At 28.5% G+C, this 16,204-nt stretch carries 13 protein-coding genes; 10 read left to right on the forward strand and 3 right to left on the reverse strand.

What is annotated here, in order from left to right; all coding sequences use genetic code 4:
• From N1F73_RS00005 to N1F73_RS00015, 3 genes are all read right to left on the reverse strand, one after another.
• The coding region (locus tag N1F73_RS00005; protein WP_396888663.1) for a hypothetical protein at positions 1-184 on the reverse strand (184 nt) is incomplete at its 3' end.
• 12 nt (positions 185-196) lie between these two features.
• Positions 197-1,330, reverse strand: a complete 1,134-nt coding sequence (locus N1F73_RS00010) for a restriction endonuclease subunit S (protein ID WP_260359347.1) — start codon at positions 1,328-1,330, stop codon at positions 197-199.
• A gap of 12 nt (positions 1,331-1,342) precedes the next feature.
• Positions 1,343-1,762, reverse strand: coding sequence for a hypothetical protein (locus tag N1F73_RS00015; protein WP_260359348.1), 420 nt, complete (start codon positions 1,760-1,762; stop codon positions 1,343-1,345).
• Positions 1,763-2,079: 317 nt separating this feature from the next.
• Between N1F73_RS00015 and pyk the strand changes: the two genes are divergently transcribed.
• From pyk to N1F73_RS00065, 10 genes are all read left to right on the forward strand, one after another.
• A complete protein-coding gene (pyk, locus tag N1F73_RS00020) occupies positions 2,080-3,516 on the forward strand; it encodes a pyruvate kinase (protein ID WP_260359349.1) in 1,437 nt (478 codons plus the stop codon).
• Positions 3,516-4,256, forward strand: a complete 741-nt coding sequence (locus N1F73_RS00025; protein WP_260359350.1) for a thermonuclease family protein — start codon at positions 3,516-3,518, stop codon at positions 4,254-4,256. Before pyk ends, N1F73_RS00025 begins: the two co-directional genes overlap by 1 nt.
• Complete coding sequence (gene whiA, locus N1F73_RS00030) at positions 4,249-5,082, forward strand: DNA-binding protein WhiA (protein WP_259290290.1); 834 nt, start codon at positions 4,249-4,251, stop codon at positions 5,080-5,082. The genes N1F73_RS00025 and whiA overlap by 8 nt, the downstream gene beginning before the upstream one ends.
• A 94-nt stretch (positions 5,083-5,176) precedes the next feature.
• Positions 5,177-6,091 carry an ABC transporter permease subunit gene (locus N1F73_RS00035; RefSeq protein WP_259290291.1) on the forward strand — a complete coding sequence of 305 codons (915 nt, stop codon included), beginning with the start codon at positions 5,177-5,179 and terminating at the stop codon, positions 6,089-6,091.
• A complete protein-coding gene (locus N1F73_RS00040; protein WP_260359351.1) occupies positions 6,079-7,170 on the forward strand; it encodes an ABC transporter permease subunit in 1,092 nt (363 codons plus the stop codon). The genes N1F73_RS00035 and N1F73_RS00040 overlap by 13 nt, the downstream gene beginning before the upstream one ends.
• Positions 7,163-9,298, forward strand: a complete 2,136-nt coding sequence (locus tag N1F73_RS00045) for an OppA family ABC transporter substrate-binding lipoprotein (protein WP_260359352.1) — start codon at positions 7,163-7,165, stop codon at positions 9,296-9,298. Before N1F73_RS00040 ends, N1F73_RS00045 begins: the two co-directional genes overlap by 8 nt.
• Positions 9,298-11,187, forward strand: coding sequence for an MAG3240 family lipoprotein (locus N1F73_RS00050; RefSeq protein WP_260359353.1), 1,890 nt, complete (start codon positions 9,298-9,300; stop codon positions 11,185-11,187). Before N1F73_RS00045 ends, N1F73_RS00050 begins: the two co-directional genes overlap by 1 nt.
• 1 nt (position 11,188) lies before the next feature.
• The gene (locus tag N1F73_RS00055; RefSeq protein WP_260359354.1) at positions 11,189-11,755 is read left to right on the forward strand and encodes a hypothetical protein; all 567 of its coding nucleotides are present in this window, start codon (positions 11,189-11,191) and stop codon (positions 11,753-11,755) included.
• Positions 11,755-12,774 (forward strand): ZIP family metal transporter, encoded by a 1,020-nt coding sequence (locus tag N1F73_RS00060; protein WP_260359355.1) that lies wholly within the window; start codon positions 11,755-11,757, stop codon positions 12,772-12,774. Before N1F73_RS00055 ends, N1F73_RS00060 begins: the two co-directional genes overlap by 1 nt.
• 110 nt (positions 12,775-12,884) lie before the next feature.
• Positions 12,885-16,178, forward strand: a complete 3,294-nt coding sequence (locus N1F73_RS00065; protein WP_260359356.1) for an HsdR family type I site-specific deoxyribonuclease — start codon at positions 12,885-12,887, stop codon at positions 16,176-16,178.
• The last annotated feature ends 26 nt before the right edge of the window (positions 16,179-16,204 follow it).

Here is a 16,204-nt window from a genome sequence, read left to right on the forward strand (position 1 = left end):
GATTTTTAAATACATCAATGTAAGAAATATAGTTTGAATTTCCTTTTATGAAGTCTTCTTTTCTTTTACTTTTTAAACCACCATATGTACTCCCCATATCACCTAACTTTTTTTGTTCTCAAGCGTTCGTTGTTTTTTGCGTAATTACAAAATTTTTGGCAGTTTTTTCAACAAATCTACTCACAAAATCAACAAATTAACAGGTTTTTGGCTTACACTGAAGAAGTGATACAACCAAATCAATTTTGTTAAATAGTAAAGAAATTTTATTTTGCTCCCTGATTGATGTTGTATTGTGTTTTAAATCTAAAATTAAATTTTTTGTTAAATTCGACTGAACTCCATTCAACGTTTCTTTTGTTCACTCGTTTTTAATAAATTTTCTGTAAAACTGAAAATAATAAAAGTCTATATTCCAGCCTGGCTTGAATTTTAATGCCATAATTGCTTGACTTATTGCCAAATTAGCCTTATTTATAGCTATTTTACCGACAGAAGCATACATCGCAATTAGTAAATGTTTATCATTTAATAATTTTGCGGATGAATTTTTTATAGCATCTAATGTTATTCTTTTCTTTATTTCAATTAAATATTTTCCATTATTATCCGTAATGTCGGAAATATTTAAAAATGGTATATCACCGTTATAATACTCTTTATTTTGTGTGTGAGGTGTACCACCACTTATTCCATACTCGATTACTTCATGTAACCTTTTTTGTTCTCAAGCGTTTGTTGTTTTTTGCGTAATTTCATAATTTTTTGCAGTTTTTTCAACAAATTTACTCACAAAATCAATTAATTGGTTGATTTTAGGCTTACACTGAAGAAGTGATATATATTGATTTTTAGTTTTTATTAGTTTGAAAACTTTACTCTGCTCATCATTATTAGGCAATAATATTTTGATAAATTGTATTTCTTGTATATAGTGTCTTTTATGTGAAATAGGTTCCATCATTTTTTTATTTAATATTTCTCTGATGAGATACAAATTATTATCTTTGTTTTTGTTTACTAAAATTTTTATAGCGCTTGATTTGAGAACAAAAGGGAAATTTATAAATTTATTAAGCAATGTAAAATCATCAAACAATATACACTCTCCTGCGTAGAAATTCAAAGAATTTGATCATCCTAAAACAGGTGTCTTATTCGCTGTTAAAATAGGTATTTTCCCATTTTCCGAAATATCAACATCTTTTACTATATATTTGTCCGGTCGTAAATAATCTATGATGTCAGCAACCCTTTTTTGTTCTCAAGCGTTCGTTGTTTTTTGCGTAATTACAAAATTTTTGGCAGTTTTTTCAACAAATCTACTCACAAAATCAACAAATTAACAGGTTTTTGGCTTACACTGAAGAAGTGATGAAGCCAATTTTAGTGAATTTAAAATTTTGTATATTTTTAGCATTTCTTCTCAGTTATCGGGACATCTTAAATCATTTTTGAGAAATGATTCATCAGAAACAATTAATGTGTTTTTAGCACCTTTGCTAGTAATTTTTTGCAAGAAATTATTGACCCTATCTTTCTTATTGAAATATCATCTTAAATACATTGAAATGTAGTCATTATTAGGTTTAAAAGTCATATAAAGCGTTGAAATTATGCCTTTTTTGAATTCATTTACTTCTATGATGCCGTAAGGGAATGATTTTAATGGAGATTTTGTATAGACTAATTCAAATACATCAAGTATTTTATACTTCAGCAAAGACTTTCTACTAGCAAACGATCTTCCTAACAATTCCATTTGGTTTGTCACTCCAAATTGTCTAGAAACAGACAAAACATCATTGTGAGTAAATAAATTTTGAATATTCCGTTTATCGCTCTTAATTACAAGTTCATCTAACCTTTTTTGTTCTCAAGCGTTCGTTGTTTTTTAAAAGATAAGCAATAAATTTGATTAAAAATTAAGCTGATAAAAATCAAAAAACAATAATATTCCAGTTTACAAACTAACTATAATAAGGAATATATTCCATTAATTTTAAAAACTATAAAAATATTAAATAGAGAAAAAAAATAAATATTTTAGAATTTGTATATTAAATATAAGGAGAAAATATGAAATTAGATAATCATAAAGAAAAATTAACAATAACATCTGGACCAGCAGTTTTTTCATTAGAAATGATGAAAAATGTAATCAATGCTGGTGCAACCGTAATTAGAGCAAACTTTAGCCACGGTAACATCGAAGAACAAAAGGCAAAATTTGATTTAGCAAGACAAGCCGCTAAGGAAATAGGTGTTAATGTATCATTACTATTAGACACCAAAGGTCCTGAGGTTAGAGTTGGTAAAATGAAAAATGGTGCAGTTGCTATTGCACAAGGTAAAGAATTAAAAATTCTTACAACTCCAGAGGCATACCAAAATTTAGAAGGCGATGACAATCAAGTTAGCGTTCCATACGACATGAGTGCTGACTTAAAAGTCGGAGATAAAGTTCTATTTGATGACGGAAAACTTACTTCAACCGTAACTAAAGTAGTTCCAGGTGAAGTAACAGTTGTGACTGCAAATGCGCATGTGTTAAAAACAAACAAAAGAATTAACTTACCTAATGTAGATTTCTCTCTACCATTTTTGAGCGAAAAAGACATTAATGATGTTAAGTTTGGTGCACAATATGGAGTTGATTATATTGCAGCTTCATTCGTTAATAGTGCTAAAAATGTTAATGACTTAAGACAATTATTAAACGATAATGGTGGTGAAAAAATCCAAATTATCTCTAAGATTGAGAGCCAAATCGGAATCAATAACATCGACGAAATAATCGAAGCGAGTGATGGGATAATGATTGCACGTGGAGATTTAGGTTTAGAAATTCCTTATTACGAAGTTCCTTATTGACAACAACAAATTATTGATAAATGTCGTTCAGTAGGTAAAGTGGTCATTGTCGCAACTCAAATGCTAGACTCTTTAGAAAATAATCCACAACCAACAAGAGCAGAGGTTAGTGACGTTTATTGAGCTACATCATATGGTGCCGACTCAACAATGCTTTCAAATGAAACCGCTGCTGGAAAATACCCAGTGCGTGCCGTTGAAGTTATGCGTACAATTAACCAAAGAGCAGAAAATGATTATTATGCTAGTTCCGCATACTCAAAATGAATCGACGAATTATTAAATAAACTTGATAAAGATAACGAACAAAATATTTTAATCTCAAAAATAGTTAAAGCAGTGCAAAATGGAGATTACAAATACACAGTTATAGTAACCAAAGATGAATCAATATTGAGCAAACTTTCTCAATTTAGATTAAACACTGTTTTTATCGGTGTAATTGCAGACGAAAAAGCACAAACAGCATTCGGAGCCACTTCAGGTGTAAAAATTCCATACGATGCTGCCGATTTATATAAACAAATTTCAAACGACGAATCTAAAATTACCGAAGTTGAGAAATTATTAGAATTTGATAAAGACGATAAATATGTTTTAGTTCTAGAAAATGAACTAAAGTACAAAAAATTTGCTAAATAATGAAATTCGGATATTTTTCTTCTTTATCATTAATTCCTATAATTACAACGCCTACTTTGGTCTCATGTAAAAAAATAGAAACGAATAAAAAAGAATCTGATAACAAAAATTCATCAGTTGTGGTAATGAATCATAAAATTAAATTGCAAGACAATTTACCTTATGAAATTACCGAAAATCAACTTGAAATCGATAAAGCAATAAAAATAGAAAATATCAACAAAATCAATGATGGCGATACTTTTCGCTTCCAAGTAAAACTTGCACACGGAATTACTTATTCATATACCAGTCGCTTTGCCGGTATAGATACTCCCGAAACACACAAATATCAAAACGGGACATTTGTTGATACCGACGGTATTCAATATGAATACGGTAAAAGAGCAGAGCAATTTACGACAAGTATTTTGCAAATGCCAAACATTGAAATATATATTGTGCCGCAAAAGACAAAAACAGGTGACGATCAGATCAGAGATATTTACGGACGAATTATCAGTATTAACTACATCAAAATCAATAATAAATGAATAAATTTGAATACTGAATTAGTGCGTTTAGGCTTTGCCCGAAAAGCATATATTTCTTTAAAACCAAGTAGTACATTTTTTACGACCAACCAAGCTTATTATTACGAATTAAGTTCTGCACAAGAATACGCAATGAATAATAAATTAGGCATATTTGCACAAGATGCAGACTTCGCAAAAATTTACCCGAAAGCAAAACATGAATAACGATAGCTTCACTCAATTAATTAAAAATGAAATTTTCAGTAAAAAGAAAAACAAAAATGAAATTATAGAGTTTTTGCGTGGTTTTATTTTTGCAAATGCAGTTATTGATAATAAGATAAAACTTAAAATAAGTAATCAGGACACACGTCAAAATATTATTAAAATGTTGCGTGTAGTTAAGATTAAAGCCGAATTAAACCAAACTGTTATTTATTTAGATGTCAATGATTTTGACTTAAGCTTTAACTTCCCTATTCCTAATTACTTTTTTGCTGGCGTTTTTGTTGGCGGTGGGACAATAAGTGGTTTAAAACGTTCATCTTATCACTTACAATTGAGTTCAAATTATGAAAAAATAATTGAAGGACTTCAAAAAAAATTGAACGAATATGATTTTGGTTTTCAAAAAATTAAACATAAAAGTAAATACCTAATTTATGTTAAAAAATACGAAAAAATTTCAGATTTTCTTAAAGCTATTGATGCTATTAAATCAATGTTTGCGTTTGAAGATTCACGCATTAAACGAGATTTTGATAACTCTATGAATCGGATAAATAATGTTGATGTTGCCAATATTAAAAAAATAGTGACTTCAAACCAAAAACACATTCAAAATATAAATTACTTAAAACAACACAATTTGGCACAATATTTCAATGAAAACCAGTTAAATTTATTCGAATTGCTCTTACAAAACCCCCAAGAGAGTTTAACTAATTTAGTGATTTTATTCACATCTAATTTTGATGTTAAAATTTCAAAAAGTGGAATTAATCATTGATTAAAAAAACTGGATAAAATTGTCAACGAACACCATCATTAAAATGGTGTTTTTTGTTTGCAATGATAAAAATTACAATAAGTGGTACAATAAATATATAAAACTTAAGATTTATATTAAATCGTAGAATGGGTTTATGAAAATTTTCAATTATTTTAAATATTTAACCAAAAACATATTAATCAATTTTGCAATAATAATAATTGTTGTCTTTTTACTTCATTTCACATTTGCTTCAATGCTAATAAACGACTATAATATTACACAAAGTTTCCAGTATATTGCAAATATTTTAATATTTAAATATGGCACAGTAAAAAGCCAATCCAATGTGGATGTTACTAAGCTTTATTCAACATATTTCGGCAACACAATTTATTTAGTTTCAACTAGTTTTATCATCAGCTTTGTGATTGGTTTTTATTTAGCTTACTTATTAGCCCGTAAAAATAAAGCAATATCGTTAAAATCAATTAATATTGCCATTTTCATTTTTAGTTCAGTACCAATTTTTATTCTTGGCCCGATCGCAATAATTTTCAATAAAACATTGAACTTACCGACTGTTTTTATTGATTTATATATAGGCAATTATTGAGAAACTTTTCTCTCAATAATTACACCTGTTGTTATTTTGTCTTTAGTTGTAATTCCGCTCGTGGTTGGATTTAACTATTCAAGTTTAAAAGAAATAATACAGAGCGAATATTATTCATGAGCAAAGGCTAACGGAGTATCAAATCACAAAATATTTTGGAATGTTGTCTTTAGAAATTGAATCTCTAGCGGCTTACAAAAAATTGTTTTTATATATATTTATCTAGTCACTTACTCAATGATTATTGAAAGATTTTTCTACATACCAGGTCAATCATTTATTTTTCAATATTTAAACAACCCAGACTATTTAAATTTGTTAATGTATTCAATTTTAATGAATATAACTTTAATTTTTTTGATTAAATCAATTACTGATTTAATTGTGTATATTTTAGACATCAAAAAAGTTTATACAATTGTAAGGATAGGAGGTTATAAATGAAAAAAATAAGCAGTTTTAGTTTTAAAAATATTAAACCTCCACGCAATGAAGTTTTAAATATTCAAAGTTCATTTAAGCGATTTTGAAAGAAATTTTTCAGCTCAAAAACCGCAATAATTTCTTTGATCGCTTTATGCTTAATTGTCTTATCGGCGATTATTTCGTTAATTTTTTATCAACAAAGTTATAATCAAGCGATTAATAATTCATACGCTTTAAACACTGAGTTGCCATCGAGCCTAACTGGTTTTAAACTATTAATTCTGCCCGAAAGTGAAGAATTAAATGTTTATCGTGAATTTGCTAAACAATACCCTAAATCAGTATTTATTGAGCGTATCTTTGATGATTCTGACGGATTGATAACATACCTTGTTAAATTTAATGCATATAATTTATTTAACGATAGATGTTTGCACCTATTAGGAACTAATTCGCAAGGTATTGATAACTATGCAAGACTGATATACTCGTTTGCAAATTTAATGTTAATTTCAACAATTTCAGTGTTGATATCAATATTTTTATCAATATTTATTGGCGGTTTTGTTGCTATTTACTTTAAAAAAGAAATTGCAAAAATCTATGACAAAATTTTTACCACATTCGCTCTAATTCCATATCTTTTGTTTGCTTTAATATTATTTTTAGTACTTAAAAACAATTTAATAAATTCGATAATAATTTTCAGTATTATTTCGACAATCGCACTTTCGCTTAACGCATACCAAAAAAGTGTTGAAATTTTACGCAATGAATTTATAAATGCCGAAAAAGCAATTGGCTTTACTCGTTGAAATTTATTTAGCAAAACTCTAATAAAACCTTTAATTTTCAATCAACTAACTCAGGCAATCGAACAAATTGTTTTAATTTTCATATCATACTCAGCCATATCAATTTTTGACATCAACAAAACAGTTTTAACGCTTGGAACAATTATTCTAGAAGCGCTAAATTTATCAGATATAAATCCCGCATACATTATAGTAACTTCACTGATGACAACTTTTTATGTATTCTCTTTAAAATTCATTGCTTTTGAGTTAAATAGTGCGTACATCAATCAAAGGAGTTATTATGAATAAAAAACTAATGTTATCACTAATAACTTGTTCAACCTTACCTGTTGTTGCGGTAGCGTGCTCAAAGACTCATATTGCTAAAAATATATATATTATCGAAAAAAACGAATCGAACCCTAATTACAATGGCTTTGAAAAAGTTAGCGGTGTTTACGGCAAAAGAAAAACTTTGCACGATTCATTAATTGGCAATTATTTACTGCGTTATAAATATATTGGTCAAGTAAATTTCGATTACTTAAATAACTACTTTTTTGCTAATGGTATTAGTGCTAGATTTTTAAAATTTGGTTTGATTAATAAAATTGAAATTACTGACAAAGACAACAATGTTTCAGTATTTGATAGCGACGATGATGACATTTTTAAAAATCCCAAAGATCATCTAAAACGTGATATAAACAGAGGTTATAAAAATTATATTTATACATTGCAATCACAAAATCCGCGCTCAATCAATTCAGCTAATTTTAAACAAAAACTTGGTAAGGCTAAAAATATTAAATTTTTCTTTAAAAATGAACAATATTGGTTTGATAATCTAGGCAAAAAAACAATTCAAAGCATTACCCCAAATGATTTACGCCAATCAATTATTAGTGCTAATTTAAATCAAGAACAGATTCATAATTTAAATTTGTTAGGTTTTGATAATGACTTAGACAATGAAAACAATTTTAATTCGAAATTTGCTCAATTCAATTTAACAAACATCACTAACAGCGATTTATTTTTAAACGAGATTATTGAAAATAAAATGTTTTCAGCCTATAAAGCAAATCATTATGCGGGTGCTTACTTTCTTCAATCAAACGATTTAAAACACACCAAGTATAAAAGTCTAAATAACGACCCTATTGAGTACGTAATTATCAAATACAATCCTGTTGGAAAAACAGATAATCAAACACACAGAATCCATATTTTAAATGAATATGAACAAGGTTTAGTATCAGCGCAGGACATTTCGATTTTTAACGATATTCAGCAAAACGAATTGATTAGAAAATTTAAAGCCAACGATCCTAATGTGAAATTAAACATCATTAGAACTAAAAATAATAGTGCTAATCAATATTTAACATTCAATTTAAATCCCAATCTAGAGGCAATGGATGATTTGTATAAGCTATTAATGTATGGCACGAGAGATAATAAAAAAATCGACTGGAGAAATTTTTATAGCGGTTTAGGTTTTGAGTTTCGAAATAACATTACTCAAATTATTGATAAATTTTCACTTAACTACACAGTCAATAAAACTCAATACTACGATAATTTCATTTCAGCAGAATCTCTAATTTCAAATGCCAAAAATACAAATTATGTACGCATCATAGACGCAATTGATCATCTGAATAAAAACATCTTGTTTTTGGGCGATAAAGTATATGAATATTACTCTGAAGAAAACAAAAATCACTATTATACAAAAGATAGTTATCTAGATATATACGAACAACTTAAAGCTCCTAAATTCGAGCAGATTAAAACTAATATTAAACAAATGCTTGATAAGTTTTATGCAACTTTAAACGCAGCACAAAAAAGCCGAAAAATTCAATTTATTATTCCCTTAGATTTAGAAAAAATAGAAACAAAATTATTGAGTGTATTGAAAAACCTATTCAATAGTATTGATGAGCGTTTAGAGATTAAAATTGTTGATTTAGACGATAATTTAGCCAAAGTATATTACTCAAATTTCAATGCAAATCAGGACAATACTATTGATTATTTAATTGATGTTGTTAAAACTCAAAATACTCTAAGAGCTCTTGACTATATTGACATCAATCGTTTTGTTTACCTAAATAAATTTAAACAATTTATGTTACAAAATTTAAACATAAATAATTTTGGTGATGATTTAGATAAATTAGCCCAAAATTCAGCCGATTTTGAAGCAAAAATTAAAAAAGCTATTTTCAATTTGCATTCACAATACAACTATTTTGATATTATTAAAATTATTAATGAGATTAAAATAGTTTACTCTGTGCCATACAATGTTGCTTTAAATGTTGATTTAGCAAATTTCAGATACGAATTAATTCAACATTGATTTATTAAACCGACACGTGATGATGAATTAATTTATTTCGAAGATATTAAAATAGGAGAGGATTAATGAAAAAACGCTTACTTTTACTTACCCCAGTAATTTCAATACAATTTGTTGCTGCTAGTTGCAGTAATAATTTTAGTATTGAGGTTAACAGTAAAATTGAGTATGGCGTATTTGACAATAATTTATTGAGTTCATATACAAAACAACAACTTGAAATCATTAATCAATATACACCGATTTTAACCTCAAAACAATTTAAAGTTAAATCAAGCGATATAAAATTCGAACAGGATGATATTGTTGTCAAAAACAACAATAAAAGCGAGAAAATAAGCAAATTTATTCCAAACTTTAAATATCTAGAACCGCTTAAACTACATTTTGTAACTAATGGTAATTTTAAATATATTCAAGGAGATCGAAGTGTTGATGATTTAACAAGTTATGATGTTTTATTTCAAAAATATGACTATGTCTTTGACAACGCACAAGCCAATTGACCTGATATATTCAGTATTGTTAAACAAATCGCATCATCAGAGTTGAATGATTCATTGAATATTCTAAATCCCAATTTTATTTCAACAAGATGAATGAGAGCTAAAGCTTGAATCAAAAACGATGAACAAATTAAATACTGAGAGGATTTAATTCTTTTGGAATTGAAGCGCTTTAGTTTTTCTAATTTAACACAGATAGCAAGAGTCAAAATTACACCCGTGAGTTTTATTGAGGGCATAAGAGATGATCAATTTGTCAATGCTCCTATAATTAAAATTGATTTTTTAGATCAAAATAATCAATCTTTATTGAGCAAACAAATACGCGATCAAGAATGAATAATTGGCCTAAAAAACAATCAATATTTATTGAAAAACACTGAACAAAACCGTAATACATACACATCATTGTTCAGAGATTATAATTCAAAAAGCAATTTCAATCATACACTCGATATTGATGATGACGAAATACTATTCAATGAGTATGTTAATGGTTATTTTGGTTCCGAAACATTATTAAAATATACAAACCCACTAGCTTTAACTGATAATCAATACGAGTATTATGTAAACCCTAGCTACAATTTCAATAAGGTTACAGCACGTTCATTTTTATGATTTCTAAATAACGATGAAAAATATTTTAAACTTGAAGTTCCATCTTGAAGACAACATATAGATGCCAAATACGAAATAGTTGATAAAAAAATAGATCATAAATATTTAAACGACACTAACTCATTAATTGAGTTAAAAATTAAAGTCACAACTCAAAAAGGCGAAGTTAAATATTTTAAATGATATTCAATCGACATCAACGCTCACTACCACACATTTGCTAAATACAAAATCAGTCCTGATTTGAACTTTAGAAATCCTTTAACTTACGGTTGAAAAGAAGGCCTGCCAAAAGAACAAAAAAATTCAGTCAATGAAATAATTGACCCAAATGTATTTTTTGAACAAATATTACTGAAATTAATGAGTATTCAAGTGTATCGCATTAGAAATAATTTAACAATTTTTGATAACGTTCCAATGTCCAAATTCGAAGCTCATCGTGTACAAGATCGCAAAGTGATTATTGAAACTTTAAAAAGTTTGTTAGGTTTAGATGTTTTTAAATATTTAATTGGTCAAAATAGCAGCGAAGAAACCTGAGTTGATGATATTAGCGTAGAGTTTGTTGGCTTAGACGATGAAGCAGGTTGTGTTTTGCTTAAAGTAGATTTATTAGATAAAAATAAAAAATCATTACTTAGTTCGCAAAATCAAGAAAAAATTATAAAATGATATGGGTTTAATGGTGTTGATAACACCAAGATTAACAATCAAATAAGTACTTATAATATTGAAGATTTATCTCTTGAATATTTATTAAAAAATAATAATGAAAAATTAGCAGACGTGAATAATATTATCAATTATTTTACGTGAAAGGAATAGTATGAAAAAATGATTAAAATCACTCATACCTGTTCTCTCTTTTACTCCGGTAATTTTAAGCGCCTCGTGTTTATTGGATGGTAGTTACGACAAAGTTCAAGGCCAAATAGATTTTGAACAACTTAACGAACAAAATTTTAAAAACATTAAAGAAGACAGTATACGTATTGAGTGGAAAAACAATAATAGTGAACAATTCATTAACAATATTGTTTTGCCTGAACTAAACGCAATCAAAACGCGAGAACAAGCAGTTAAATTTATAGAAAAATACTTCTTAATTAAGCTAATCGCCAAAAGACCACATCAAGGATGAGACGGCAACGGAAGTTATTCACATATACACGAAGAAGTGATTGGCAATGTGTTTAAAGATCACGAGAAAGTGTTGAAATTTGAAATGTTTGTTGTAAGCAATAATTCTCGCTTTTTAACTTACAATAGCGAGAAAAAACTTATTGAGTTCAAAGCTAAATTTGCATCGCAAAATGCCGAAAAAAACGACAATAAACGTCCATTGTATTATTTTGAATACAATTTTCAAATCAGCACAAAAGGAGCTAGATAATGGATAACTATTTATATAAAGTTTATAACTATTTATCAAATACTGCTCTTTCTGAAACTGGGACTAAGTTTATTTTTGGTTTAATTGTTTCAATATTGCTGCTTTCAATTCCGATTTTGGTAGCTCTATTTGTGCCTTTATTTATAAAGAAACCAAAAAAAGAATTTTCTATTTATTTGTACTCATTTATTACTGGAATGTTTATTATTTTGGGTTCTTTTGGCTATCTACGTGAAGCAATCGAAATAACTAGCCGCGGAAGTGGTTTAAAAGGCAATAATATACCCACAAGCAATATTTATCTATACAACATTTTAATTATTGTCGGTGGATCGCTGCTGGGAATTATTAGTGCTTTTACAATCAAATACATTGTTTATGCCACAATCAAAAGAAAATATAACTTAAAAAATTCAATATTTGTACACACACACGAAGCAGGACATCATCACGGGGAACTAGAACACCAACATACACACGGTGATCACATCTGAAACAACAACGATTTAGCCGAAGTAGAAACTAAGCAATATAAGAAAAAAAACAAATGGACTGCGCTAATTTTATTGTTAGGACACAGAATTCCTGAAGGTTTATTGATTGGAATTAGTTTATTTAACCTAATTCACAATCAAAATGTGAGTGCTGTTTCAATTGCTTTCTTTATTTCATTCGTGATGCACACAATACCTGAAGAAATTGTTTTTTACTACCGTCAAAGGGAAATGGGTATTAAGCCAATTTATGCCGTGTTAAATTCAATTGCAGGTTTGTCCCTAATTATTCCGTTTATATTCATTGGTGTTTTCGGGGCTGAATTTTTAGAAAAAATTCCAGCACTTAAGGCATTCATTATGGCCACAGTTGGTTCAGTAATGGTCTTTACAGCAATGGTTGAATTCTTGCCTGAGTTTTATCACAATAACTTAGAAAAGAAAAAATGATTTATCACACTATTGATGTTCTTTTTAGGAATAATTTTTACAATATTTGTTTTATCATTCCACACACACGGTTAATTCAAACTAGACACCTTAAGTGTCTTTTTTTATATCTCGTTCAATATTAACACTAATTTAATATAAATCAGTATAATTATTTATACATAAAGCAATAATAGGGGGAGAATATGGCAAAATCAAAGACTTTTTTTCAAAGTGAAAAAGAATTTCAAGAAGAATTAGTTAATAAACTTATAAACGAAGGAAAATGAAAAAATTTAAATGACTATGGTCTCGCAGATAAATTTAACAACATTGACGAAGAAGTTATCTGACAAAATTGACGTAAAATTTTAAATATTTTTAATGTTAAATGACTTGGCGATTACCCTTTAACAGACGAAGAGTTCAAAGAAGTTAAAAAACAAGTTTTTTTAGCAACAGCAAAAGTTTCAAAAGCCAACGAGGCTTTAAAAACCGGCTTAATTGCAATAAAACGTCTTGAAAAAAGAAGTAAATATTACGATGAAGTAATATATTTACGCTTCTTCCCAACAGGAGAAGTAAATCCGGCCGAAAATATATATCAAGTTGCAACCGAAGTTACAATACAGCGTGGTTCAGGTTTTAAATCAAAAAAACGCCTTGACCTAGTACTTTTAATTAACGGAATCCCGCTTTATCATATTGAATTAAAACAATATGCCGATAAATTCCAAGATGCTGTTATTCAGATAAAAAATTATCATACCGATAAAATATATGAAGGACTTTTCGGGTTTGTACAAGTGTTAGTTGCTATGGTACCTAATAAAATGTGATATTGACCAAACGCAACTAACTCAACCGAATTTGAGACAAATATCAAAAACGCCATGCATTGAGCAGATTTTGATAACAAAATAGTTAACGACTGAGAGACAATTGCTAGTCAATTTTTAAGCATACCAGCTTCACATAAACTGGTTCAAAATTACTCAATCGGAAATAATGAGGATGATGAGTTAATTTTGCTTCGTAGCTATCAATTTCATGCAGTTGAAAGAATATTATCAAAATTCAGCCGTTCAGGTGAAGGAATCTGAGACGATGTTAAAACTACTGACAGGTCAATAAAAGCAGGGTATGTATGACATACAACAGGTTCAGGTAAGACATTAACAAGTTTTATGACATCTAGATTATTATTAGACCATAAGCATGCCGATCGAGTAATTTTTGTTGTTGATAGAATTTCATTGAATAATCAAACCAAAAATGAATTTAATCGTTTCGAAAATAGAGGAAGTAACGAAGGGAGTTTAGTAAGCGTTCCCAAAAATTCCGCAGACTTATATAAACTACTCAAAAATGACGATAATAAAATTGTTATTACTACAATCAACAAATTAGACAAAATGATTTCCGAAAATAAAGTAAAAACCAATTTTGCAAAATTAAAAGATAAAAGATATGTCTTCATTTTTGATGAGGCACACCGTTCAACATCTGGTTCACAATTAGCGTCAATTACTGAATTTTTTTCTTCATCAGCAATTATAGGTTTTACAGGTACCCCGATATTCGAAAAAAACTCAAAAAACAATTTAACCACGGAAGATATTTTTGGCAAAGATAGAATACACCAATACACTATTTTAGATGGTATTAGGGACAGAAAAGTGCTTAAATTCAATATTGATTATGTAACAATGCCTGAAGTCATTACATTTTACACTTGAATAAAGCAAAATAATAGACTACTTAATTTGCAAAATGAAGATGAGCTGAATCAAAATATTAAGGAATTTGTAAAGAATTACGAAGAAATACGTGAAGGTTTTAACAATTCAACTGATAGCTTGTTTTCTAAAGAATGGCATGATATTGAAGCTATCATGAATATACAATCTAATGATCCAAATTTAATGCTTATCGAAGATAAAATCTTAGATGCGAAATATTATGATAATGTATTTTATAAAAATAGTGTTGCCAAATTTATTCTAAATGATTGATTTAACCGCAGTTCATCGTGCAACTTTAGTGCGTTATTTGCAACTTCAAGTATTGCGGATGCTATTCAATATTACAATATATTCCAAGAGTTAAATCGCACCAGTGATAAAAAATACAAAATCACTACTATTTTTGATGATAGTTTGGATGTTGTTGATGATTTTGAGAAAAATAGTTTCAAAATTGATGCTATTCAAAAAATTGTTAAAAATTATAACGAAGATTTTAAAACAAATTTTAGTCCTGAAACATATAAAGACGGGTTCAAAAATGATGTCTTACAAAGATTAGCACGCAAAGGGATATACAATAATTTAAGATCAAAACGTGGTGTAAATAAAGAGTTAGATGATAAAAAACTAGATATTGTTATTGTTGTATCTCAATTGTTGACTGGTTATGACTCAAAATACATAAACACGGTTTATTTTGACAAGATTGTAAAAATGGAAGGTTTGGTACAAGCCTTCTCGAGAACAAATCGTGTTTTAGACGATGTAAGTTATAAAATTAAAGACTTTGGAAATATTGTTTGTTTTAGAGCTCCGCACAGAATGAAACATAACGTCAAGGAAGCATTCGCCGAGTACGCACACGCAAACGACTGAAGACAATTCCAAACCATTACTGACTCAGAGTTAGTTTTAAGTCAAATAAACACATACAAAAAAATTAAAGCAACTCTTCAAAAAATTTCACGAACAGATGAAAATAACAATATTGAAATATTAATCAGTGATGAAGATGCTGAAAATTTTGAACTATTAAGCGAATTTAGTAATCTAGTTACAAATGTGACGCAGTTAATTTCAAACAAAAATAGCATTAGTATAAGAAATTCTTTATCGAAATTGAAGGACAAAGAAGAATACGAAGAATATCAAAGTTATATGGAGGAGATAAATGATTTAATCCCTAGATTAAAGAGTGCAATCCGAAGTGTTAACATAAATGATATCATTGATAATAACAACAATAAGAAAAATAAACCATTAATGGTAGTTATCGACCTTGACAAAGTTGATTTCATAACTAAAAGTGAAACCATTAACGAGATGTGATTGAAACAGTTAGAGCAACAAATTGCAGATGACGTTGATTTATCATTAATTATCCAGCATTTGAGCGAACATTTCACAAAAGAACAAATTGACGTGTTTATTGCTAATTGAGAAGACATTAGACGTGGTAAGAATTTTATTGATGTACTTAAAAATCACGAAGTCGAACGAGTGAAAGAATACACAAAAAACTTTGGTTTAGATTTTGAAAAAGTATGGAATCTATACACTAGAACTCAAGTTATTGATGAAAATAATGGTTGAGAAGACTTGACAAAAGATTATGTAGCTAGCGCAGAAACTAGAGCTTATTGTAATACTATCGTTAGAAATTATCGCGGGGCAATAAATACACTTAAAGTCAAATTATTAGCACGTGAAGAGTTAGAAAAATTACGTAATTCTAAAAATAACGACTTTTAGTCGCTATTTGTGGGTATTATAAATAA

It is taken from the genome of Mycoplasma sp. HS2188, assembly GCF_025209835.1.
Taxonomy (GTDB): domain Bacteria; phylum Bacillota_I; class Bacilli_A; order Mycoplasmatales; family Metamycoplasmataceae; genus Mycoplasmopsis.